At 55.1% G+C, this 22,951-nt stretch carries 18 protein-coding genes, 1 tRNA gene and 1 pseudogene; 12 read left to right on the top strand and 8 right to left on the bottom strand.

Annotated elements, in window-relative coordinates:
- The first annotated feature begins 22 nt into the window (after positions 1 to 22).
- The 5 genes from ACOTTU_RS00100 to ACOTTU_RS00080 all read left to right on the top strand — a co-directional run bounded on the left by ACOTTU_RS00100 (position 23) and on the right by ACOTTU_RS00080 (position 7,199).
- A complete protein-coding gene (locus ACOTTU_RS00100) occupies positions 23 to 2,014 on the top strand; it encodes a CocE/NonD family hydrolase (RefSeq protein ID WP_425655596.1) in 1,992 nt (663 codons plus the stop codon).
- Positions 2,015 to 2,128: 114 nt separating this feature from the next.
- Entirely contained in the window at positions 2,129 to 3,721 is a 1,593-nt protein-coding gene (locus ACOTTU_RS00095) for an ABC transporter substrate-binding protein (RefSeq protein WP_298919963.1), read from the top strand.
- 15 nt (positions 3,722 to 3,736) lie between these two features.
- Positions 3,737 to 4,756: an ABC transporter permease gene (locus ACOTTU_RS00090; RefSeq protein WP_298919964.1), complete on the top strand. Its 1,020-nt coding sequence runs from the start codon at positions 3,737 to 3,739 to the stop codon at positions 4,754 to 4,756.
- Positions 4,753 to 5,565 carry an ABC transporter permease gene (locus ACOTTU_RS00085; protein ID WP_298919966.1) on the top strand — a complete coding sequence of 271 codons (813 nt, stop codon included), beginning with the start codon at positions 4,753 to 4,755 and terminating at the stop codon, positions 5,563 to 5,565. The genes ACOTTU_RS00090 and ACOTTU_RS00085 overlap by 4 nt, the downstream gene beginning before the upstream one ends.
- The gene (locus ACOTTU_RS00080) at positions 5,562 to 7,199 is read left to right on the top strand and encodes an ABC transporter ATP-binding protein (RefSeq protein WP_425655595.1); all 1,638 of its coding nucleotides are present in this window, start codon (positions 5,562 to 5,564) and stop codon (positions 7,197 to 7,199) included. Before ACOTTU_RS00085 ends, ACOTTU_RS00080 begins: the two co-directional genes overlap by 4 nt.
- A gap of 14 nt (positions 7,200 to 7,213) precedes the next feature.
- Here ACOTTU_RS00080 and ACOTTU_RS00075 read toward each other — a convergent pair whose 3' ends face one another.
- The gene (locus ACOTTU_RS00075) at positions 7,214 to 7,627 is read right to left on the bottom strand and encodes a hypothetical protein (protein ID WP_425655594.1); all 414 of its coding nucleotides are present in this window, start codon (positions 7,625 to 7,627) and stop codon (positions 7,214 to 7,216) included.
- A gap of 311 nt (positions 7,628 to 7,938) precedes the next feature.
- Between ACOTTU_RS00075 and ACOTTU_RS00070 the strand changes: the two genes are divergently transcribed.
- Together ACOTTU_RS00070 and ACOTTU_RS00065 are read left to right on the top strand one after the other, a co-directional pair.
- Entirely contained in the window at positions 7,939 to 8,544 is a 606-nt protein-coding gene (locus ACOTTU_RS00070; RefSeq protein ID WP_425655593.1) for a PAS domain-containing protein, read from the top strand.
- 200 nt (positions 8,545 to 8,744) lie between these two features.
- Positions 8,745 to 9,581, top strand: a complete 837-nt coding sequence (locus ACOTTU_RS00065) for an alkaline phosphatase family protein (RefSeq protein ID WP_425655591.1) — start codon at positions 8,745 to 8,747, stop codon at positions 9,579 to 9,581.
- Here the strand turns inward: ACOTTU_RS00065 and ACOTTU_RS00060 are convergent, their stop codons facing one another.
- The 5 genes from ACOTTU_RS00060 to ACOTTU_RS00040 all read right to left on the bottom strand — a co-directional run bounded on the left by ACOTTU_RS00060 (position 9,582) and on the right by ACOTTU_RS00040 (position 17,038).
- On the bottom strand, positions 9,582 to 11,477 hold the full coding sequence (locus ACOTTU_RS00060) for an acyl-CoA synthetase (protein ID WP_425655589.1): 1,896 nt from the start codon (positions 11,475 to 11,477) through the stop codon (positions 9,582 to 9,584).
- Between the two features lie 198 nt (positions 11,478 to 11,675).
- Positions 11,676 to 13,487: an ABC transporter transmembrane domain-containing protein gene (locus ACOTTU_RS00055; RefSeq protein ID WP_425655588.1), complete on the bottom strand. Its 1,812-nt coding sequence runs from the start codon at positions 13,485 to 13,487 to the stop codon at positions 11,676 to 11,678.
- Between the two features lie 397 nt (positions 13,488 to 13,884).
- A tRNA-Gly gene (locus ACOTTU_RS00050) sits at positions 13,885 to 13,958 on the bottom strand.
- A gap of 104 nt (positions 13,959 to 14,062) precedes the next feature.
- On the bottom strand, positions 14,063 to 16,483 hold the full coding sequence (locus ACOTTU_RS00045; protein ID WP_425655587.1) for an ATP-binding protein: 2,421 nt from the start codon (positions 16,481 to 16,483) through the stop codon (positions 14,063 to 14,065).
- Between the two features lie 60 nt (positions 16,484 to 16,543).
- Positions 16,544 to 17,038, bottom strand: coding sequence for a molybdopterin-dependent oxidoreductase (locus ACOTTU_RS00040; RefSeq protein WP_425655586.1), 495 nt, complete (start codon positions 17,036 to 17,038; stop codon positions 16,544 to 16,546).
- A gap of 308 nt (positions 17,039 to 17,346) precedes the next feature.
- On the opposite strand from ACOTTU_RS00040, the gene ACOTTU_RS00035 reads away from it, so the two are divergent.
- The 5 genes and pseudogenes from ACOTTU_RS00035 to ACOTTU_RS00015 form a co-directional block, all read left to right on the top strand.
- The gene (locus tag ACOTTU_RS00035) at positions 17,347 to 17,961 is read left to right on the top strand and encodes a response regulator (RefSeq protein ID WP_425655585.1); all 615 of its coding nucleotides are present in this window, start codon (positions 17,347 to 17,349) and stop codon (positions 17,959 to 17,961) included.
- A 278-nt stretch (positions 17,962 to 18,239) separates the two neighbouring features.
- A complete protein-coding gene (locus tag ACOTTU_RS00030) occupies positions 18,240 to 18,725 on the top strand; it encodes a hypothetical protein (RefSeq protein WP_425655584.1) in 486 nt (161 codons plus the stop codon).
- 491 nt (positions 18,726 to 19,216) lie between these two features.
- Positions 19,217 to 20,164, top strand: coding sequence for a hypothetical protein (locus ACOTTU_RS00025; protein WP_425655583.1), 948 nt, complete (start codon positions 19,217 to 19,219; stop codon positions 20,162 to 20,164).
- A gap of 479 nt (positions 20,165 to 20,643) precedes the next feature.
- On the top strand, positions 20,644 to 21,540 hold the full coding sequence (locus ACOTTU_RS00020; RefSeq protein ID WP_425656420.1) for an IS481 family transposase: 897 nt from the start codon (positions 20,644 to 20,646) through the stop codon (positions 21,538 to 21,540).
- 30 nt (positions 21,541 to 21,570) lie between these two features.
- Positions 21,571 to 21,894 (top strand): annotated as a pseudogene (locus ACOTTU_RS00015) (IS3 family transposase); the annotation flags it as partial.
- A 111-nt stretch (positions 21,895 to 22,005) separates the two neighbouring features.
- On the opposite strand, the gene ACOTTU_RS00010 reads toward ACOTTU_RS00015, so the two are convergent.
- Both ACOTTU_RS00010 and ACOTTU_RS00005 read right to left on the bottom strand, forming a co-directional pair.
- Positions 22,006 to 22,203 carry a hypothetical protein gene (locus ACOTTU_RS00010; protein ID WP_425655581.1) on the bottom strand — a complete coding sequence of 66 codons (198 nt, stop codon included), beginning with the start codon at positions 22,201 to 22,203 and terminating at the stop codon, positions 22,006 to 22,008.
- Between the two features lie 77 nt (positions 22,204 to 22,280).
- On the bottom strand, positions 22,281 to 22,457 hold the full coding sequence (locus tag ACOTTU_RS00005) for a hypothetical protein (protein WP_425655580.1): 177 nt from the start codon (positions 22,455 to 22,457) through the stop codon (positions 22,281 to 22,283).
- Between the last annotated feature and the right edge of the window lie 494 nt (positions 22,458 to 22,951).

The following is a 22,951-nucleotide window of genomic DNA, read 5'->3' as shown; positions in this document are numbered from 1 at the left end:
GGTCGGCGCAAACGTGCCGTTTATGAGCACAGGCAATACTCTCCGCGACATCGAAGAAGACCCAGATTTCGGGATCACCCTCAGCGACGGGTGCCGCCTGTCGGCGCGCATCTGGCGCCCAAGGGACGCAGAAGCGCACCCGGTTCCGGTCATTCTGGAATACCTGCCCTACCGCAAACGCGATGGCACCACAGCGCGCGATGCACTCACACACCCCTGGTTCGCTGAACGCGGATACGCCTGCGTGCGCGTGGATATGCGCGGCAATGGCGACAGCGAAGGTCTGATGGAAGACGAGTACACGCCGCAGGAATTATCCGACGCGGTGGAGGTGATCACGCAGCTTGCCGCAGCCAAATGGTGCAACGGCAGTGTCGGGATGATGGGCATAAGCTGGGGCGGGTTCAACGGATTGCAGGTCGCAGCGCTCGCCCCCGAGCCGCTCAAGGCGGTCATTACACTGTGCTCGACCGTGGACCGCTACGCCGATGACATCCATTACAAAGGGGGCTGCCTGCTCAACGAAAACCTTGGGTGGGGAGCGACCATGTGGTCCTATTCCAGCCGCGCTCCCGATCCTGCACTGCGCGACAACTGGCGTGATCTTTGGTTGCAACGTCTGGAAAACGAACCCTTCCTGCCCTCGGTCTGGCTGCGGCACCAGCACCGCGATGCCTATTGGCAGCACGGGTCTGTCTGCGAAGATTATAGCGCGATCAAGGCCAAGGTGCTGGCTATCGGTGGCTGGGGCGACGCCTACAAGAACGCGGTGCCGAAGCTGGTCGAGGCGCTGCCCGGCGCCAAAGGGATCGTTGGCCCCTGGGTGCATAAATACCCACATTTTGCCGTGCCTGAACCGCGCATCGGGTTCCTGCAGGAAGCGCTGCGCTGGTGGGATCACTGGTTGAAGAGGGAAAACTCGGGTGTAGAGGATGACCCCGACTACCGCGCCTATTTGATGGATGGTGCACGCCCGGCGCGCTGGTACACTGAACGCCCCGGGCGCTGGATCGTCGAGGCGGATGGCGCGACCTCTCACATCCCGCACCGGACATTGCATCTGACGGATCAGGGGCTGTCCGATACGCCGGGAAAACTGGACGCCAAGGTTGCCTCACCGCAAGACTGCGGCGCAGAAAGTGGTGAATACTGCGCCATCTGGCTGGGCCCTGAAATGCCCGGAGATCAACGTGGCGATGATGCAATGTCTGCCTGCTTCGATACTGGCCCCCTGGATCACGACACGGATATTCTCGGTGCGGCAAGAGTGGTGCTGCGTCTGGCCTCTGATCAGCCGCAGGCACAAATCGCCGTGCGTCTTAGTCATGTGCATCCCGATGGGGCGACGACACGGATCACCTATGGTGTCTTGAACCTGTCGCACCGCGATGGCCCGGCGCAGCCGTCGCCGCTTGAGTCCGGCGCGCCTTACGAGGTCGAGGTGATGCTCGATCAGATCGCCTATCGTGTGCCTCAGGGGCATCGCCTGCGGGTTTCAATCTCCAACAGTTACTGGCCCTTGATCTGGCCGGCACCCGTCGCCGGAACCCTCACCCTGGATCGCGGCGAATTGCAGTTACCGGTGCGGCGCACAACGCGCCAAGACGAATATCGCTTTCAGCCCCCCGTTGCTGCGGACCCTTGGGAAGTTGAAACGCTGCGAGAGGCGTCGAATGACCGTTACCGCCATGTAAATATGGTCACAGGGCTGGTCAGCCTGGTCATCGAAGACGATTTCGGAAAGGTGCGCGACGCCGACCACGGGCTGATTTCCGGATCAATTGCACGGGAACGATGGACAATTCAGCCCGATAACCCGCTCTCTGCCAGGGGTGATTGTCACTGGACGGACGAGTTGGAGCGCGACGGGATCAAACTGCGCACAGAAACGACCTGCCTGATGTGGTCGGACGCCAGCAACTTCTACCTGAGCGCGCGCCTTGAGGCCTATGAGAACGACACGCTGATCTACGAGCGCGATCATTCAGACCAGATCGCCCGGGATCACGTTTGAAACTGGCCCTATGGAATGTGCTTAAAAAGCCTTGCGGCCTGACCTGAAATGCGCAAGCCTGCGGCATAAACGAAAAAATGCGCATAAGACGCACACTTCAACTGGGAGAAATCAATGAACGATCAACTCAAGCATCTGTCGACCCGTGTGGCGAAAGGCCTGATGACACGCCGTGAATTTGTCGGTCGTGCGGCCGCTTTGGGCGTCACGGCAGCCGTTGCCAATTCCATGCTGGCCACGGCGGCCAAAGCCGAAGGTCCCGTCAAGGGCGGCACCATGAAAATTGGGTGCTCCGGTGGTGAAAGCACGAACACGCAAGACCCCGCGCTGACCGCTTCCGAAGTGCCGCTCTATAATCTGCGTCATTGGGGTGAAACGCTGGTGGATGTGGGTGCTGATGGCAGCATCGAATACCGCATGGCCGAAAGCGTGGAAGGCTCTGCCGACGCGAAAAAGTGGGTCTTCAAAATCCGCAAGGGGATTCCTTTCTCCAACGGCAAGGACATGACGCCGGACGACGTGCTGAAAACCATGCAGCGCCACTCTAACGAGGATAGCCAGTCAGGTGCTCTGGGCATCATGCGCGGCATCGAGAACATGTCCGTGGACGGTGACAACTTCGTGGTCGAACTGGCAGCGGGCAACGCTGACCTGCCTTACCTGATGTCGGACTATCACCTGATGATCCAGCCCGGCGGCGGCATGGATGATCCTGGTGCAGGCATCGGCACAGGCCCCTACACCATTGAATTCGACGAGCCCGGTGTGCGCCACGGTTTCAAACGCCGCGACGATTACTGGGATTCCGAGAACCGCGGACACGCCGAATTCTCCGAACAGATCGTGCTGAATGATGCAACGGCGCGCACCGCCGCCCTGCAATCCGGTCAGGTTCACATGATCAACCGCGTTGACCCCAAGGTTGCTGGCCTGCTGGACCGCGCACCGAATCTGGCGGTCAAATCCGTGGCCGGTCGCGGGCACTATGTCTTCATCATGCATGTCGACACCGCCCCTTTTGACAACAACGACCTGCGGCTAGCGCTGAAATACGCGATCAACCGCGAAGAACTGGTCGATAAGATCCTGCGCGGCTACGGTACGGTCGGAAACGACATGCCGATCAATGGCGGCTACCCGCTCTTTGACGACACGATCCCACAGCGGGAATTCTCGCTGGAAAAAGCGGCTGAGCATTACAAGAAGTCCGGTCACGACGGATCGCCCATCATCCTGCGGACTGCGGATGGCGCCTTCCCCGGCGCGGTTGACGCAGCGGCGCTCTTCCAGCAATCGGCGCAAGCCGCTGGTATTCCTCTGGAAATCAAGCGTGAGCCTAACGATGGTTACTGGTCCGAAGTGTGGAACGTCCAGCCCTTCTGTGCGTCCTACTGGGGCGGTCGCCCGGTTCAGGACCAGATGTATTCCACAGCGTATCTGTCAACAGCGGACTGGAACGACACGCGTTTCAAAGTGCCGGAATTTGACGAAATGCTGCTGGCCGCACGTGCAGAGATCGACGAGGCCAAGCGCAAGGAAATCTACTCCAAAATGGGACGGATGCTGCGCGATGAAGGTGGCCTGATCCTGCCCATGTTCAACGATTTCGTGGGCGCTGTCGCCAACAACGTCGGCGGCTACGAAGACGATCCAAACGGGCCTTTGATGAACAACAAAGCGCCGATCAAATGCTGGATCAACGCGTAAAGAGCGGGTCAGCAGATGCATCCCATCATCAAACTGGTTGCCCAACGCTTAGCGTTGGGCCTCCTGTTGCTCTTCGCCGCCTCCATCCTGATCTTTGCAGGGACGTCGATCCTTCCAGGCGACGTGGCACAACAAATCCTCGGACAATCTGCAACCCCTGAAGCGCTGGAGAACCTGCGCCGGGAGTTGGGCCTAAATGAACCTGCGGTCAGCCGGTACTTCTCTTGGCTGGGCGGTGTGATGCAGGGCGATCTTGGCACGGCGCTGACCAACGGACGCGATATTGCCGAAAGCCTGGGCACGCGCCTTTCCAACACGCTGTTCCTCGCCTTCTGGGCCGCCGTTATCGCAGTGCCACTGGCGATCACGCTGGGCCTTCTGGCCGTCCGCTACAAGGACCGCTGGCCCGACAAGGTGATTTCAGCCGTCACGCTGACCACCATTTCCATTCCGGAATTCATGATCGGCTACGTGCTGATCTTCTTCCTGTCCATCCAACTGCCGCAACTGATCAACGGGATGGAATTCCTGTCTGACGGCGCGCGCAACTGGATGCTGTCGAACCTACGCTTTTCTTCTGTCGCGTTGATGAACGACAGCATGACCCTGATCGAAAAGATCAAATCCATCACCCTGCCCATCATGGTGCTGACCCTCGTGGTGCTGGCTCATATGATGCGCATGACCCGTGCAGCCATCCTGAACGTGATGCAATCGGCCTACATCGAAACGGCGGAACTCAAGGGCCTCGGCATGCTCAAGATCATTCGCAAGCACGCCTTTCCCAATGCCATCGCGCCCATCGTCAATGTGGTGATGATCAACCTCGCCTATCTGGTGGTCGGCGTTGTGGTGGTCGAGGTGGTCTTTGCCTATCCGGGCATGGGGCAATACCTCGTGGATCACGTGGCCAAACGGGACATTCCAGTCGTGCAGGCCTGCGGTCTGATCTTTGCGGCCGTCTACATCGGTCTGAACCTCGTCGCGGACATCGTGTCGATCCTGGCAAATCCAAGATTGAGGCATCCAAAATGAGAATACCTCTCGCAGCCCTCATCGGCCTTTTCTTCACCGGTCTCTTCTTTGCAGTGGCCATATTTGCACCGTTTATCGCGCCTTACGGCATGGCCGAAGTTGTCGGCGACGTCTGGGAAGCGCCCTCTGATCAGTTCCTGCTGGGCACCGACAGCATCGGGCGCGACCTGCTCAGCCGCATGATCTATGGCGGGCAAACAACCATCTTCATCGCCACCGCCGCGACAGCGCTCAGCTTCATCACTGGTTCAGTGCTGGGATTCTTCGCTGCCGTTTCAGGCGGATGGGTGGATCAGGCCATTTCGCGCTTTGTCGATCTGATCATGTCGATCCCCTCGCTGATCTTCGCGCTGGTGGTTCTGTCGGTCATGCCCACAACCATCACCATCCTGATCGTCTTGATGGGCCTGCTGGATTCCACGCGGGTGTATCGTCTGGCACGTGCTGTGGCCGTGGACATCACCGTCATGGATTACGTCGAGGCCGCGCGCCTGCGGGGTGAGAAAATCGGCTGGATCATCTTCCGCGAAACCCTGCCCAACGCCCTGTCACCTTTGGTGGCGGAAATGGGTCTGCGGTTCATCTTTGCGGTTCTCTTTGTCTCCACCCTGTCCTTCCTCGGTCTTGGCGTGCAACCGCCACAAGCAGATTGGGGCGGCATCGTGAAGGAGAACAAGGAAGGCATCAACTACGGTGTCTCCGCAGCGCTCTACCCGGCATATGCCATCGCGGTGCTTTGCATCTCGATCAACCTTGTGGCGGACTGGGTGCTGAACCGGACCACCTCGCTGAAAGGAGGTCGCGGATGACCGACGTTTTGCTCAAAGTCCGCGGGCTGAAGATTGGGGCGACCATCTTTCCCCCCGGCGAAAAATCCCGCGATATTGAGATCGTGCATGGTGTCGATTTCGATTTGGCCCCGGGAAAGGTTCTGGGTCTGATTGGTGAATCCGGTGCAGGCAAATCCACCATTGGGCTGGCGTCCATGGCCTATGGCCGGGGGGGCGTCGAGATCACCGGCGGCACGGTCGAGGTCAACGGGCGTGACGTTCTGTCTTCCGGCATGCGTGACGTGCGCCGGTTGCGCGGGGCGGAAGTGACCTATGTTTCGCAATCCGCCGCCGCCTCTTTCAATCCGGCCAAACAGATCATGGAGCAGGTGACCGAAGCGGCGATCTTCCAGAACAAATTTTCCAAGAAAGAGGCCGAAGACCGCGCTGTCGAGCTTTTCCGCAAACTTGGTCTGCCCGATCCGGAAAACATCGGCAGCCGCTATCCGCATCAGGTCTCCGGTGGCCAACTACAACGCTGTATGACAGCGCTTGCGCTATGTCCGCAGCCCGATCTGGTGGTCTTTGATGAACCTACCACTGCGCTGGATGTGACAACGCAAATTGACGTTCTCGCAGCCATTAAGGAGGCCATTCGGGATACTGGCGTCGCGGCGCTCTACATTACTCACGACCTTGCAGTTGTGGCACAGGTCAGTGATCACATCATGGTGCTTCAGCAAGGCGCCACCGTGGAATACGGCACCACCGATCAGATCATCAATGCGCCAAAGGAAGATTATACCAAGGCGCTGGTCTCTGTCCGGTCCATCGACCACGCGGAAAAGCAGCCGACCGACAACCCGGTGCTGCGTGTGGAGAACGTCACGGCGCGCTACAAGGGCACTGATTTCGACGTTCTGAAAAACATCAACGTGGAGCTGCACCCCGGTCAGACATTGGCGGTTGTGGGCGAATCCGGCTCCGGCAAATCGACGCTTGCACGGGTGATCACCGGCCTGCTGCCTCCGTCAAACGGGACCATCACCTTTGACGGCAGGACCCTGACGCCGGACCTGCCCACGCGACCGCTGGATGACCTGCGCGAACTGCAGATGATCTACCAGATGGCGGATACGGCGATGAACCCGCGTCAGACCGTGGGCACCATCATCGGGCGCCCGCTGGAGTTCTATTTCGGCCTCAAAGGGGCGGAAAAGCAGAAACGCATTCAGGAACTTCTCGACGAAATCGAACTGGGCGAGGGGTTTCAGGATCGCTACCCGGCGGAACTGTCTGGCGGTCAGAAACAACGGGTGTGCATCGCGCGCGCCCTGGCGGCCAAACCCAAGCTGATCATCTGTGATGAGGTCACGTCGGCGCTCGATCCGCTGGTGGCGGATGGCATTCTCAAACTTCTGCTCAATCTGCAAAAGATCGAGGATGTGGCCTATCTCTTCATCACACATGATCTGGCAACGGTGCGTGCCATTGCCGACAGCATCGCGGTGATGTTCCAGGGAGAAGTCGTGCGTTACGGACCGAAATCACAGGTTCTGGCCCCGCCTTTCGACGACTACACAGACCTTCTGCTCAGTTCCGTGCCGGAAATGAAGCTGGGGTGGCTGGAAGATGTGATTGCGAACCGCAAAATGGAAAGCGCAGGGAACTGAACCAAAGGTGCCCGCTAAGACCGCGTCACTGCACCATGGTGTGCTTTGAATATGGCATCCAGTTCGTCGCTATCGTGTAGTCCCTGCACGGTCTGGTGAAGCGCGCCGCCGCCATCGAATAGCAACAAGGTCACGTTGCCGACGCCATGACGTACCGCAAAGGCGCGCCCGTCTGGCGTGGTAATATCGGCGATCAGGTAAACAAGATCGCATTCACCGAATTGTTTGAAGGCTTTTCTGGTTTGCTTCTGCAAAGCCGTGCATGTGGGGCACTGCGGGTCGTGAATTTGCACAACGACCGGCTTACCCTGCCCTACCCTCGTCAAATCATGCTCGGCGGCGTAGGCCTGAAAAGACCCGAATGCCAGATAACCTCCTCCGCCGACAAGGGTCGCGCCAATCGCACCATTGCGCACAAGTTTGAACACGTCTCTTCGCGTCGGTTGCGGTGCAGTTTTTGCGGGTTTCCTGGATATTTTGCCGCGATTCTTACGGGATTTAGTCATGATGCCTCCGTCGGGTGAGCCCGTTAATTCTGCCCCGTCACACATATATGCTGCAATTTCTTTTGATGATCGGACATCTCACATTCCCGTCAACACGTCGTGATCGCCAAACCTGCAGGCATAATCCGAACTGGACATTGATGCACTCTCGCAGTCACACTTGAGTTGATCGCCAGCCCGATAGTTCTATTTCGTTAAAAATATGCTAACAAACTCAACTGAACTAAACAAATATGCGCTACGAATCAATAGCTTCGGAAGTTTTGCCGCGATCCATCGTCGAGGTTTGTAACGCGATTCCCACCCCCATAAGCATCGCTGATCCTGATGAACACGACCTGCCGTTGTTCTACGTGAACGCTGCATTCGAAAAAATGACGAAGTGGGACGCCCTGGAAATCGTTGGCCGGAACGCCCGCTTCCTTCAAGGACCGGAAACCGATGTCACTGTTGCCTCTGACCTTGGGATGTCGCTGAAGGGTCGAGAAGGCGACGTTTGTTGTCTGCTCAATTATCGCCACGACGGATCGCCTTTCTTGAATCTGCTAGCAATACGACCGATCAGAATTCACGGCCAAAGAGAGTTTCTGATGGGCTGCCATTTCGCCTATAGCTCCAGCGAAGGCTGGCGCGCGCGCGCCAACAGCGCAGCCAGCATCGATCACGCTTTCCGGCAGGTTCGTTACGGTGTTGCCCTCGGCCCACGGCAAGTGTCGGAACTGGATATCTTGCGGCTCGACATGATATTGATGAGGTTTGAGGCGGCCTTCACCAAGGTCCAGAACAAGCTGGTCGAGCGGGCCTGCCATCAATTACGCCAAAAAAACACCTTGCTCTGAGCGACCTTTAGCACGGCCTGAAGGAGGCGCTAGCTCCCTGCCGCCCAAAACCCGAAAAGACAAAGCGACCAGGCAGGTAAGTCCAGCACGTAGGGTGAAAGTGCCGACGCTGTTTCGCGATTGCACCGTCGCAGGTCGGTTTCGTCGTTGCGCACGAACGTCAGCTACGTTCAGATGCGCAAGACCTCAGGAGGTGGCGCATGGGTAACAAACTTCTTCTCATTATCCTCGACGGCGTGCCCTGGCGCAATTGGCGGCGGCTTTTTGGTAATCTTGAAGGCTGGGTCGACAGCGGTGATGCGCGGGTCTGGAAGCTGCGCTCGGTGTTGCCGTCGACATCTGCCAGTTGCTACGCCTCTATTCATACAGGCGTTGCACCTGCAGAGCACGGGTGCACGGGCAACCATGACGTACATCGCCTGAAGCACAAGGATGTTTTCGCCCAGGTGCGCGCAGCCGGTGGTGTGACCGGGGCAGTTGCCCATTCCTTCTGGTCGGAGTTTTTCAACCGCGCACCCTTCGATCTGGTTCGCGACATTGAATATGATGAACCTGCCAGCGACACGATCAATCACGGGCGCTTTCATACGATGACCGGCTACGGGTTGGTCAATCAAATGACACCTTCCGATGCCGATCTCTTCGCCACATTGACGCGGCTTTGCGAGGTCCATGATCTGACCTACGGCATGTTACACACTTGCACGCTGGACAGCATGGGACACCGGTTCTTTCATGACTGTCAGGAAATGGATCATGCCTGTTTCATGATGGACGAAATGCTGGCCCCTTTCCTCACACGCTGGCGGGAGGCGGGCTATGAAGTGATCGTCACGGCGGATCACGGGCAGGATGCGCGTGGTCATCACGGCGGGCGCGACCCGCTGCAACAGGAGGCCGCGCTCTATTATTTCGGTCCTGCAAAGGGCCCGGCGAAGGACGATGTCATCGACCAGTTACAGCTTGCGCCCACAATCCTATCTCGCCTGGGCGCACCGATTGCGGACACGATGAAAGCGCCGATCTTTCTGACCTGATTATTCGGCAGCAACCGCAGAATTGGCCAATTCCCACGGGCGTACAAAGGCATTCAACGCCCCCGAAATGGCTTCTTCACTCGCCCCATTGGGGTTAATCTGCGCGACAAGTCCGCGCTTTTTGTCGTCCACAACCGAGGTGACGCGCGCGGAGACGCCCGCCTGTTCCAGCGCCGCGTTATAAATCCGCGTGATGGCCATTTTGCGCAGGTCAGGTTTGAATATCTTGCCCACAGCCGTCTTGGGCAGTTCCGGCATGATGGTCATATGTTTGGGCTGGGCTGCCCGCTCATGCACATGCTCCTTGCAGAAGGTCAGCAGTTCTTCCTCCGAAACCGTCGCCCCGTCGACCAGTTCGACAAACGCGCAAGGAACTTCACCAGAATGGGCATCCGGCTGCCCGATGGCACCGGCGAAAGCGACCGCTTCATGGTGCAGCAACGCTTCTTCGATCTCTGCCGGGTCAATGTTGTGACCCCCGCGAATGATCAGGTCTTTCGCCCGGCCAGTGATCCACAGATACCCATCAGGATCCACCCGGCCCAGATCGCCAGTGCGCAGGTAGTCGCCGAAATAGAGGTCCTTGTTTTTCTCGACTTCGGTATAGGTGTTGTCCACATAGACGCCGGGGTTCGAGACACAGATTTCGCCGATCTCATCGACATCCGCCTCGATTGGACCATCGGGTGTACCCTTGTAAATCTTGACCGTGCAATAGGGGAACGGCACGCCGATACTGCCGACTTTCTTCTCGCCGTCAACCGGATTGCACGAAACCAGACAGGTGGCCTCTGTCAGCCCGTAGCCTTCGACAAGCGTCACGCCCGTGGCCTTTTCAAACCGGCGGAACAGTTCCAGCGGCAATGGGGCGGAGCCTGAAAAAGCCGTCTTGACCGTGCTCACATCCGCATCAATGGGCCGCTGCATCTTGGCGGATATGGCGGTCGGAACGGTGATGATAAAGGTGATTTTCCACCGCTCTACCAGTTTCCAGAAGTTGTCCATCACCCCTTCGCCCCGATAACCCTGTGGAGTCGGGAAAACGACATGTGCCCCGGATGTGACCGCGGCCATCAGGATCACATGACAGGCAAAAACGTGAAACAGCGGCAAGGGACAGATGATGTTGTCTTCTTCGGAAAAGAGCAATTCAGTCCCGATCCAACCGTTGTAGATCAGCCCGGAATAGCGGTGCTGCGCGACCTTGGGCATGCCCGTGGTGCCACCGGTGTGGAAATAGCATGCGACGCGGTCTTCCTGCACGTCTTCAAACGCAAGCGATGTTGGCTGCTTCGCCAATTCTGCGCGCAGGTTCAGATAGGTCGCATGGTTCTGTACGGTCCGTTTCGGCCGGATCAGCGGCACGATCCAGGATTTCGGCGGGGTCAGATACCGCAGCAAATCCACTTCGAGGACAGTTTTGACGTTCGGCGCAAGGGCCACCGCTTCGGCGGTTTTATCAGCGACATCCGTTTTCGGGAAAGGCCGAAGTGTCACAACCACCTTGGCATTGGTTTCACGCAGGATGGAGCCGATCTGTTCGGCGTCCAGAAGCGGGTTGATCGGATTTACGATTCCCGCAACAGCACCGCCCAACAACGTCAGCACCGTTTCGTTGGCATTGGGAAGGATATAGGCAACCACGTCGTCCTTGCCGATGCCCAAAGAGCGAAAGAGGTTGGCGGCCTGGGTCACCTGATCTTTGAGTGCCGACCAGGTGAGCGTCTCCGCCTTGTCTGTCGGTCCGGAAAAAATCTGGTAGCTGACGGCGTTATGGTTCGGAAATTTGCCTGCCGTCTCGCTCAGCAAACCGTAGAGCGTTTTGGGTAATGGACGATCCGCCCAAGGCATTTCAGCTTCAATCGCATTACGATCGTCGATACCGGCAAATGTCATTCAATTCCTCCCAGAACCACCCGTCATCGGGCTTGTTATATGTGGCAGAGAGGATGAGGCTAAACCAGATTTTGTGCAAGGTTTCCGACTGGCGTCTGGATTTCCCCGACGCTGCGTAAGATTAAATGACGTGAGGGCACAAACTGTCCGCCCGCGAGCGGGTCACGATACCATCCGTAACACCGGTCCTTTGAAGAGTTACTCAGCCGCAATTCCGTCGGTAAATTGCAACCTGGCCAAACGTGCGTAAAGCCCGTCTTCGGCCACCAGCGTATCATGTCGACCACTGGCGACGATCCGCCCCTGATCCATCACCACGATGCGATCGGCCTTCTTCACCGTGGCAAGGCGGTGCGCCACGATCAGCGTTGTGCGCCCTTCGCTGAGCGTGACCACAGCAGACTGTACTGCGCGTTCGCTTTCAGCATCCAGGGCACTGGTGGCCTCATCCAGCAAAAGGACGGGTGCATCCCGCAAAATGGCCCGAGCAATTGCAATGCGTTGCTTTTGCCCGCCAGAAAGCATCACGCCGCGCTCACCCAGATACGCGTCATACCCGTCGGGAAGGGCTGAGATGAAATCATGCGCTGCCGCCGCTTTTGCGGCTGCGTGGACCTCCTCATCCGAAGCCTCTGGCCGTCCAAATCGGATGTTATCAAGCGCCGAAGCGGCAAATATCACCGGATCTTGCGGCACCAAGGCTATGGCCTTGCGAAAATCGTCCCGCCGCAAATCACTTAAATCCATCCCATCAAGTGTAATCCTGCCGGCATTCGGATCGTAAAACCTCAGGATCATCTGGATGACCGTTGTTTTACCAGCCCCGGACGGGCCCACAAATGCGACGGTTTCGCCTGGTTCAATGGCAAGGCTGACGCCATCCAACGCTTTGGTTTTGGGGCGTGCCGGATAGGCGAATGTCACGTCTTCCAACGTGATGCGGCCTGTGACGGGCTGGGGAAGCATCTCGGCAGATTCCGGATCCTGGACACTGTCACTGGTCTGCAAAAGCTCGACCAGACGTTCAGTTGCGCCCGCAGCTCGTTGCAGTTCACCCCAAATTTCGGATAGCGCCGCCACGCCGCCGGCAACCATGACCGAATAGATAACAAATTGGACCAGAGCCCCCTGTGTCATGTGACCCGCGCGTACATCCCGTGCGCCAATCCACAGCACCCCGACGATACCCGCAAAAACAAGGAAGATCACGATCACCGTCATGATCGCCCGGGTAAAAACACGGCGCCGCGCAGCATCATAGGAAAGCTCTGTGACCTTTGAAAACTGCTCTTTGCTGGAGCTCTCGTGGGTATAGGCCTGCACGGTCTGTACAGCACTCAGGGTCTCGGAGGCATTCCCGGATGAAGCGGCTATCCAGTCCTGATTTTCACGGCTCAGCGCACGCAAACGTCGCCCCAAAACCAGTATCGGCACTATCACGGCAGGCACAATCAATAGCACCAGACCGGTCAGCTTAGCCGATGTCAGCAGCATCAGGATCAAGCCACCGATGAAGATCAGCAAGTTGCGTAAAGCGATGGATATCGACGACCCGATGACCGACAGGATCAGCGTTGTATCGGTGGTGATGCGGCTCAAGACCTCGCCAGTCATCACCTGCTCGAAAAAAGACGGGCTCATGCCGATCACGCGATCAAATACCGCCTTGCGGATATCCGCGACGACACGCTCACCGAGACGCGTCACCAGCGCATAGCGCAGGCCGGTCCCAATCGCGAGCAACCCGGCAATCCCCAGCGCTGCGGCAAAGTATTGATCCAGAATATGGGCATTTTCGGTGTCAAAATTATCGACGACCCGGCGTACGGCCAGTGGCAGAGCCAAAGATATCATGGCCGTGGACACAAGTGCGGCGATCGCTGCAAACATCAGGCCACGGTAAGGCATCAGAAAAGGAACCAATGCGCCTAACGCTCCAAGGCGACGTGATTTTGCGCGCTCATCCGATTTACCGGGCGCAACCGGTCCGGGAGGCTTTGAAGCAGCCATGGGTAATCCTTCGTAATCTTGCCCTGTCATGGCGGGCAGAGCGCCTATGGTCAAGGCATCCCGGGTCCGGACGACGTCTGAAGTTGTCAAAAAATTGCGATGTGAGTTTCGCGCTGGCCTATCACGCCAATCAGGAAGTTTGCGCCCCGCTTACCCTAATGTTCAGATGCTCATGAGCGACATTTTGGGAAAAGCAAAGCTCATTTTTAAAGCACCGAATAATTTCGGCGTCATATAGTTTTCTGACCGGGCATTGGATTTGGAGCGGGCGGCCGGAATCGAACCCTTGTCATTAGCTTGGAAGGCAAAGTGTCAAATCCAAGAAAACGTAGTTTTGTAGGTAGTTTGTTGGAAACGGTCCCGAAACTTTGCAGGTATTTTGTAGGAAATGAATTTCTGGAGCGGGCGGCGGGAATCGAACCCGCGTCATTAGCTTGGAAGGCTAAGGTCTTACCACTACACAACGCCCGCCCAGTGGATTGATCTAGTATTTCATACCCATACTGGCGTCAAGTGGAACCAATTGAACAAGTATCTCTGCGAGCTGTTTCAAAAAAATTTCCACACTTTGGTCATCACGCGAGATCTTTCTTCAGCTCATCCCATTCTTCTGTTTTGCAAGACTCAATGCGTTGTAGCTGAGTATGAATCTCATTCTTACCCAGAACGGCCGCGGATCCACTCAACTTATGTGCTACCCTCCTTATTTCAGTTGTGGGTTCTGACGTACCTCTGAGCTGCCCGTAAAAGTGATCCAGTGCAAGTGCGAGATCCTTTAGCGCATTCTCGTATTTCTGCGCACCAAATTGAGCTTTGAAGTCGCCTCCAGAATCCTCCAAAACAGGTAGCACGGCGGCCTCGAAGAATCCGAGCACCGGAAAAACCTTTGTTTGGAAGTCTATTGGCCTGACGGGCTTGACAAGAATTTCTGAAAACGGTGCTTTTCGGATAGCGTCGTGATCCTTGCGTGCGGCGTGGGCTGTCACCGCAATAGCCGGAAGGTCGCGCCACGCCACGTCCAGCTCGCGGATGCGCTTCAGGGTCTCAATCCCGTCAATTCCCGGCATGCTGATGTCAAGAAATGCAATATCGAACCGGGTTTTCAATACGCGGTCAATGGCTTCGAACCCATCTGCCGCTTCTTCTACTGAAAAGCCTGCACTGCGGAGCATTTCGCACAAGATCATCCTATTGATCTCATTGTCATCGACAACAAGAGCATGCTGGCCTGATGGTGCCAGCTGCGCCTGATGACCGGGGCGTTTTGGCTCTTTGCTCATCAGTGAACGTCCGACCGGCAGAGGAATGCGCAGCGTGAATAAGCTGCCCTCTCCCAACAGACTATCCGCTTCAATCTCGCCTTCCATGGCTTCAACCAAACGCTTTGTAATTGCGAGCCCCAAGCCGGTGCCTGCGTTTTGACGAGCGTAGGCTGTGTCAATAGTCACAAACTCATCGAAAATGCGTTCGAGGTTCTCAGGCGCAATGCCGACGCCCGTATCTGACACACGGATTTCGACAAGATCACTATCGTTCAGCCGCTCCACTTCAACCGCGACTTGACCGTTTGAAGTGAACTTGATCGCGTTGCCCACCAGATTCACCAGGCATTGCTGCAATGAACGCTTCGAGCCAGAAACGATTCCGAGGTCAGCTGACAAAGGGGTCACCGTCAGCTTATTTTCTCGCTCTAGCGCATTTGCTCTGAGGCTATCGGCCAGTTGCTGCAATAAATCTAGAAGGTCAAAATTCACTTTTTCGCGCGGAGTTGCATCGGTACTCAGGCTTGACAAGTCGAGCACATCATTGACGTGGGCCAGCAAAAGTTCGCCTGAAACCGAAATTGAATTAAAATGACGCTTCTGTCGTTCGTCAAAACTGTCCTGATCCAGCAGGGCGAGTGAGCCAAGGATCCCGTTGAGCGGCGTGCGCATCTCGTGGCTCATCACGGTCAGCAAGTCGGATTTGGCCTTTTCGCCGGCCTGCGCTTTGTCGCGGGCGGAACGCAATTCTTCTTCGGCTTCCAGCTCTTTGGTTATGTCGCGAAGATATGAAACGAACACTCGTTCGCCATTAGCCTCAGAGAGGGAGATTGACAGTTCGACGGGGAAAATCTTACCCGACTTGCGCAGCCCTTCAAGCCTCACACGTCCCGCACCGATAACTTTTTGTTGGCCGGTTTCCAAAAAGCGAGCCATGCCTTTGGAGTGCATCTCGCGCATATGCTCAGGTACAATCAGCTCAGCCATATCACTGCCTAATGCCTCGGCACGAGAGTAACCAAAGACGGTCTCAGCCGCTCCATTGAATTCGACAACCTTGCCGTGGATATCGACGATCAGAACCGCATCGAGCGAGGACGAAATGGCGGCTTCAAATCGGGACCGTACAACCTGACTGTCGTGAGCAGCATTCTGCCCTCTGCGGTGTAGTTTCAGCAAAGTTGTCAGCCCCAACAGAAGGATCAGGATCAGGCCGATGACCGAAGCAACGAGCTTCAGCATAGTTCGCGAGAATTCTGTGCGACGTTTGGCATCTTCTAGTGCAAAAACCTGAATCCCTGCGAGCGACATTACCCTGACTTTGGGGCGTAGGACTTCGATCCGCGCTTGGATTTCCGGCAATGCACGTCGCAGATCAGCGTTAGTTCCATCGACTATCGGTGTGGTTTCATCGAGAAAATCTGTGGTGGCAACAAGCCAAGCCTGCGCTTCGGGATCTTGACTGATCAGTTCAAAGAACGCGCTTTGGCTCAGCGTGTTCACGCGGCTGAAATAGATGTCATACCGTTTGCGGAAGGCTGAAAGATCGGTGTCATGACCATGGATCGCATCGTGCACTGCGCTGTCGAGGTTTAACGTCTCGATTTCCATCTGCGACATATTCCAGCGGATGTCATCATGGCGTGCTGTCGATAAAGCATCCAGGTCGCCCAACACCGAGCGCCCAAGATAAGCCACGAAAAGCAGCCCCGCGCTCAATAGCGAGACAAACAAAATGACGGGTCTCCCGCCCATCATGTGCGGTGTTTTGGATGGTGCGATGGTATCCTCGCTCTACTCTTGTGCGGTAATTTCGATCCGATCAAGTTGCCAGATACTGCGAGAGTAAGTTTCCTCTGATTTGTATGCCTCGTTATCATCAAAGGGATAAATGATCCACAAAGGTCCCTTGTCGCGGATCGACATTTCTTTACCGTTGTTGGCATAGGCGATGATCGGGCCGCCCTCTACCGCATCCGAAACAGGTATTGAGACGGCATAGTCATTCAGCGCCACCGCGCGGATTGTGCTGCCGCTCGCGCCCACATGTTCCAGCAGGGTAATCAGGGACACGCCGTCGAAAGACTGCAGGCCCGTGGTCCAGATCGTTGTGGTTTCAAAGCTTGCGACAGGAAGTGCTTTCAACGCTGCCAAATCAAAGGTCCAGACCTCGCCTTTGTCGGGTTGAGCAACTGCACCTGAAACACGCAGAATCGTGTCATCGGCAACTGCCGGCCTGGCGAGGGACATAATAAGAATAGTTAGAGAACGGCGCAGGGCTGCAAACATGGGAAAAGCTCCGGACAGGCAAGTCAACCCAAGTCTTTTACTCTATCGCGGATGATTGTTCGCAGGGTGCAAAGGGCTATCAAGCTATCCTTTAGGATAGGTGCGATGACCCAAGGGTGCGGCCTTTTGTGCGCAAGTGGCCAACTTTTGGGATAAAACAGATCACATAAGGTGTGCCTAAACCCTTTGGCACTTTGAGGAAGCGCACGATGATCACATCAACACAAAAAGATTTTGCCCGGACTGGTTCGACCTATGCGAGTGCGCTAGATTTAGGCGTGGTTCATAGAGTTCAGCGGGCAACAGCAATGCGCATTTTATTGGCAGACGATCACGGCATGGTACTCGACACGATCTCAGCCTATCTGGAAACAGAAGGCCGCGCGCAGGTTGTCGCCGTTGAAGATTATCACCAAGCGATGAAGGTTCTGGCCAAAGAAGACCCCTTTGATTTGGTGCTGTTGGATCTGAGCATGCCAGGCATGAACGGGCTTGATAGCTTGTCAGATGCGATCAAGGCTCACCCGACCCAAGCTTTCGCCCTGCTCAGCGGGACGGCCCCAAATCGTATCGCTCAGGAAGCTGTTGAACGGGGCGCAATTGGCTATCTGCCAAAATCCATGGGCGCTAAGTCACTGGTGAACGCGGTGCGCTTTATGATTGCCGGTGAAACCTATGTGCCTGCCTCGGTGATGGCCGACAGTGGTGCTGAGGCTGAGACGGAATTCACAAAAAAGCTGAGCCAGCGCGAAAAGCAGGTTTTGGGAAGCCTGTGCCATGGCAGATCAAACAAGGAAATCGCGCGTGAACTGGACCTGCAAGAGGTCACGATCAAATTGCATGTGCGCACGCTTTGCAAAAAGCTGAACGCAAAGAACCGAACACAGGCAGCGTTGATCGCCAAAGACGCCGGGTTCGAATAAGACGCATGTCTCCAGCTTCTTTTAGCGAGGCAACACTTTAGGTTTTTTGGCCAAACTATCCTTTAGGCTAGGCACTACGTCGAAAGAGCACCTGAGCGATCCCTCTGATTGGCAGAAGTCAATGTTCTTCCGCGATATTTGTTTGTCACATTCAATTGTAGTGTCCAGTGAAGGAGTTGAACATGTCCAACCGCACCCGCTCAAAGGGCCTCAGAATTCTGCTAGCCGTAAATTGCGCGTTGTTCTTTTGCGCCGTGACTGCAGCGTCGGTCGCTAGCGTGATTGCGCTGCGCCCCTCCTTGCAAGCTGCGCGCACGAGTGAGGTCCCCTCACAGCAAGCGTTCGTCGATGCGCAACGGGTGTTGGATGCCAAATACGCCAAGCTTTTGGAGGGCGCCAAAGCCGCGATTGAGGCCAAGGAGAGCGCATTGCAGCAGATCCGTGAAGAACTGCTCACCGGTTACGTGGTGGCCAAAGACATCGATGTCACCGACAGCAACCGCGCCTACTGGCTCTCCGAACCCAAGCTGATGTTGGGTGTGAACGGCCTGTCCGGCGGCAGCCTCCTAATTAGTTTTGCCGATCAGACCGAAATGATTTCTGTGGGGGAACGGATCGATTTCAAGGTGGACGAATGTGATTGTTTCTTGCTGTTAAAGTCTAGCGATTTTGGTAACGCCAGCTTTCGCTATGCGTGTAGCCCCAGTTCCAATGAGCCCCGCCAGAAATCCCGAAATCCCATCATTGATGCGCGCCTCAATTAGCTAGACGGTGTTCATCGCCTATGCCAGCTGAGAGTTAGATACTTCTGACCGGTATTGCGCCCTTTACCTTATCAGCCACACTTTCATAGCCCAAAAAGCTTTAACCCTCCGAACAAGGGATTGAGCCTTCCCCTTTGAAGTGGTCTACCCCTACCGCCCGCCTGGGCCTGAAGCCATCGTCTTGATGGACCAAAGGCCAATCATGCACTAACTTTCGATTTGGACCACTCAAGTGGGGCTGCTCAGGATAATCGTCGCCTGCGGTACTTTCGCAATGCAACTGACGGCATATTGAATTAGAAATTTCTCACTGATTCGACATTTCTCGACGCCCGTAACGGCCTATCCTTTTGAGACAACTCTTGCCCAAAAGTGCAAGGTCTTCCCTCTATTGAGAGTGCATCTATCCCAGCGCGACCAAGCGCATTCCTGGGTTCCGTCGTAGCTAAACACAACGGCAATCAAGCCGTCGCACATAGGAGCCCTTAACCATGAAACTCGTTCTCAACACACTCACTAACTTTTCGGTGGCAAAACACTTTCTCACTGGCGCACTAATGGCATTCTTGCCCATGGCAGCGCAAGCAACGACGCTGACTTTCGATCAGATGATTGGCCAGACATCAGGCCAAAGCCTGCTCGGCCCGACAGCAGGCAGCAGCACAATTTACTTCAGGGATGTTGCCACTGAGAACGGTCAAACGGTTGATGCCCGCATCACAACAACAATCATTGGCGAAACACATTTTGCCGAACAGAATGACCCTAATGCTGAAAACTACTTTGGCGACGCTGGGTTCATTCCTGATTACAACAACAGCTTTGGCGGCCCGCAGGAAGATCTGGGGTTTCTGTATTACGGAAATGGCATCAACGGTGAAGAAAACGGCCTGACCATGACGATGGAGTTCTTTGACGGTACGGCTAGCCTCTCCGGCAGTTTTCTTGAAACTTTGACCCTGTCGAACCTTGAATTTGCGATTTACGATGTTGATGGCGAGGCATCACAATCTGAATATTTCAGCGTTCGGCGCGACGACGGTCTGGTGTCTTATGCAACGGGCACCTCCTCTCAGGCGCTGGTCGCAACGGACTTGAGCGAAAGCGTCCGGTTTGATGGTCTTGGTACCAACTACTCAGAGTCAGATGCCACGGGTGCGGCAATTTTGTATTATGAACTCACCGACATGGTCGAGATTACCTTTGGATCCCTCCAGTCCGGTGGCCCGTATCAAAATGCGGTCTTTTCTGCGATTGACGGTGATCTAAGCCTATTTGCGAACGGGAGCTTTGACGAACCGATCGCCGTAACATCGGTTCCGCTCCCAGCGAGCGGATTGCTGTTGTTGTTGAGCATCGCGGGTTGTTTCCTTCCTTTGAGGAAATCGCGAGCATTGCAGATAGCAAAGGGGTTCCCTTCGGTTTGGGGAATCCCTTAGTCAGGTAATGTCACAATCCCCATATGCTGCGTCAGGGTCTGTGTCGTGTGCTGCCCGAGCGAATATTCCTTCGAATTCAGAAACATTGTTTACTTCGTACAAACCAAGGAAAGAAAGTGCCTCGGGACAGTCCGTTTCATCGAAAGAAGAACAAGCTGCGCGATTTTGGTAAACGGGATCACTGTACTTTTCTACGATTCGGTCGGCTGTTCGGCGAACGACCGATTCAGGGAAGCTGCGCTGCCGCGAAGAGGATGGTGATGAATGGTAACAATGGGCCGTCCTCGCCGCCACGGATCGCGGCTTTCAGTGCTTCGTGGCCATTCGTGCATGTTGCAGCATTTGGGCACCATGGGTAGATTTTGTTGAAAAACTCTTTCTTGATTGGCGGACGAGTGACTGATTCAATTCTTGTAGATATGTACGGACTCTCGGGACACTTCCTGTAAATTCCCCGATTTGGGGTGGAGGAAGTTTTCATGACGAACGACGAACGCGACATTCAACGCAAGCTTAGAGTGCTCCAACATGCCGAGAAGATCGGCAATGCCCGTAAGGCTTGCCGGTATTTCGGGGTTGGCAGGTCCAGCTTTTACAGATGGCGCGAAGCATATCAAAAGCATGGTGAATCTGGGTTGAAGAACGCCAAGTCAATTCCGAAGAATCTTGCCAATCATACGCCGCCTGAGATCGTCGAGAAGATTTTGTATCTGCGCCGAAAGTATCACCTTGGGCCGATCCGGATCGTCTGTTACTTGGCGCGCTATCACGACATCAAGATTTCGGATGCTGGGGTCTACCGCATTCTCAGGCGCAACGGCCTCAATCGACCGCCCAGAGGCACTCGCATGCGAAAGCTTCACACCAAGCGATATCAGAAGCAGGTTCCAGGTCACCACATCCAAGTAGACGTCAAGTTCCTGACCTTTAAGGGGAACCACGGCGAGATGGTGCGCCGGTTCCAATACACAGCGATCGACGATGCGACACGTGTCAGGGCACTTAAGATCTACGAAAAGTACACGCAGGCAAACGCGATCGACTTCATTGATCATATCATTGAGAAGTTCCCGTTCCGCATTCGCGAAGTTCGGACTGACAATGGCCACGAATTCCAAGCCAAATTCCATTGGCATGTTGAAGACAAAGGCATTCGAGACACCTACATCAAACGTGGAACGCCACAGCTCAACGGGAAAGTGGAGCGCTCTCACCGATCTGATCAGCAGGAATTCTATCAGCTTCTCAGTTACAAAGGAGACGTCGATCTCGAAGCCAAGCTCGACGAATGGGAGCGGTTTTACAACTTCGCAAGGCCACACGGCGCGCACAACGGCCAGACCCCTTACGAAGCTCTCAGAGACAAGCTAAAGTAACCCCAAAAGTGTCCCGCTGGTTCGTCTAGGTTACAATTCCGTGCCCCACCAAGAGGCTGCATCCACCACACGGATCGTGGTAGCCAATATTGTTCTCACGACTATCCGAAGATCCTGAGTCAACATGGCTTTAAGGTATCGATTTCTGCGAAGGGAATCTGTTACGACAATGCAGCCGTCGAGACATTCTTCAAGACCATCAAAGCTGAACTGATCTGGCGGCATCCTTGGCAGACACGGGGCAAGGTAGAGATGGCGATCTTCGAATACATCAATGGCTTCTACAATCCACGCCGCCGTCACTCAGCATTGGGCTGCAAAAGCCCCATCGAATTCAAGCGTAAGGTGGCTTAAACGAGCACTTGGGCGGAACCAAAGCGCGACAAGTCCATTGCGGACCAAGGCTCTCGACAAATACTACGAACTTCGTGATCGATTACCTGCTTGAGCAAGCGATCTGACAGATCAGATGTTTGCAATTGCTTTGTTCGAACCTGCTAATTGCCTCATCAATGCTGCTTTATCGGAGGCACCTAACTCAGCCTCTTTAGCGTATTCATGAACAACAACTTGAAGACCTTCGACAAGCCCTACTATCTTCTGATCATCCGCATATGCACTTAAATCCGCGATAACCGACATTAACCAATTATGTTCTTTCATCTGTCTCCCCAGACAACTTTAAATTGAGCCAGGGAGAATTTGTGCACTCCAATAGTTAACATATTGCTAAAATCGCATTAGGACCCAGAGGTGTAAAAAGCGCTGAGATCAATCCCAACTTTTGGTAGCTGTGACGTCTCTTCAGTAAGAAAATCCCTAATCACACTCCTCATCGCTTGAGCTGTTTTTCGGAAGCCCATCGCCTCCGCCTCACCTACAACCGTACGCGCATTCAGCAGCAAATCTTGTTTCATTTTTCCAATTCCACACAATTAAAATTTGATGGACCACTAATGGAAAGATTCGATTAACAGATGGTAAACAAAGAGAAAACGTAAGCAAAATCTTGCTCACTTCTTAGTGAACAACTCTAGATATTGTGTGAATTTGGTTAATCCATCCTAAATGGGACTACCCAAAAATGGCGAGACTGAATGTGTGTTGCTGTGGAATAGATGATGAGTTTACGTGATCACCACACGTCAAACGGTTACAAGTGTGGCCGACGGAGTTCGTCGCAGACACCGACGACTTCATTCTGAGGTAACCTGTTGAAACAAAGGGGACGTCAGCCAATCGTCCGCTTCTCTATGAAGAGCGCGAGGAGACTTTAGCCCGCATGGTAATCTCCCCATTTTTAGAGGGGCGCGTCAGTAGAATCTAAGCTGCCTTCAGTTTTTGTATCGGGGTTATCCCGCCGATCCCCATGTTTGGTCTTTCGTTGTTGTATGTCCATAGCCAATGAGTG

Source organism: Roseobacter sp. EG26, assembly GCF_049830555.1.
In the GTDB taxonomy this organism is placed as follows: domain Bacteria; phylum Pseudomonadota; class Alphaproteobacteria; order Rhodobacterales; family Rhodobacteraceae; genus Roseobacter.
The sequence above is the reverse complement of the archived record's forward strand: the minus strand, read 5'-3'. Positions and strand labels throughout refer to the sequence as shown.

What these genes read in the sequence shown, in the direction of transcription:
- ACOTTU_RS00100 (WP_425655596.1), top strand. Translation starts at nt 23, where the DNA reads ATGAGCACAGGCAATACTCTCCGCGACATCGAAGAAGACCCAGATTTC.
- ACOTTU_RS00095 (WP_298919963.1), top strand. Translation starts at nt 2,129, where the DNA reads ATGAACGATCAACTCAAGCATCTGTCGACCCGTGTGGCGAAAGGCCTG.
- ACOTTU_RS00090 (WP_298919964.1), top strand. Translation starts at nt 3,737, where the DNA reads ATGCATCCCATCATCAAACTGGTTGCCCAACGCTTAGCGTTGGGCCTC.
- ACOTTU_RS00085 (WP_298919966.1), top strand. Translation starts at nt 4,753, where the DNA reads ATGAGAATACCTCTCGCAGCCCTCATCGGCCTTTTCTTCACCGGTCTC.
- ACOTTU_RS00080 (WP_425655595.1), top strand. Translation starts at nt 5,562, where the DNA reads ATGACCGACGTTTTGCTCAAAGTCCGCGGGCTGAAGATTGGGGCGACC.
- ACOTTU_RS00070 (WP_425655593.1), top strand. Translation starts at nt 7,939, where the DNA reads ATGCGCTACGAATCAATAGCTTCGGAAGTTTTGCCGCGATCCATCGTC.
- ACOTTU_RS00065 (WP_425655591.1), top strand. Translation starts at nt 8,745, where the DNA reads ATGGGTAACAAACTTCTTCTCATTATCCTCGACGGCGTGCCCTGGCGC.
- ACOTTU_RS00060 (WP_425655589.1), bottom strand. Translation starts at nt 11,477, where the DNA reads ATGACATTTGCCGGTATCGACGATCGTAATGCGATTGAAGCTGAAATG.
- ACOTTU_RS00055 (WP_425655588.1), bottom strand. Translation starts at nt 13,487, where the DNA reads ATGGCTGCTTCAAAGCCTCCCGGACCGGTTGCGCCCGGTAAATCGGAT.
- ACOTTU_RS00040 (WP_425655586.1), bottom strand. Translation starts at nt 17,038, where the DNA reads ATGTTTGCAGCCCTGCGCCGTTCTCTAACTATTCTTATTATGTCCCTC.
- ACOTTU_RS00035 (WP_425655585.1), top strand. Translation starts at nt 17,347, where the DNA reads ATGCGCATTTTATTGGCAGACGATCACGGCATGGTACTCGACACGATC.
- ACOTTU_RS00025 (WP_425655583.1), top strand. Translation starts at nt 19,217, where the DNA reads ATGAAACTCGTTCTCAACACACTCACTAACTTTTCGGTGGCAAAACAC.
- ACOTTU_RS00020 (WP_425656420.1), top strand. Translation starts at nt 20,644, where the DNA reads ATGACGAACGACGAACGCGACATTCAACGCAAGCTTAGAGTGCTCCAA.
- ACOTTU_RS00010 (WP_425655581.1), bottom strand. Translation starts at nt 22,203, where the DNA reads ATGAAAGAACATAATTGGTTAATGTCGGTTATCGCGGATTTAAGTGCA.
- ACOTTU_RS00005 (WP_425655580.1), bottom strand. Translation starts at nt 22,457, where the DNA reads ATGAAACAAGATTTGCTGCTGAATGCGCGTACGGTTGTAGGTGAGGCG.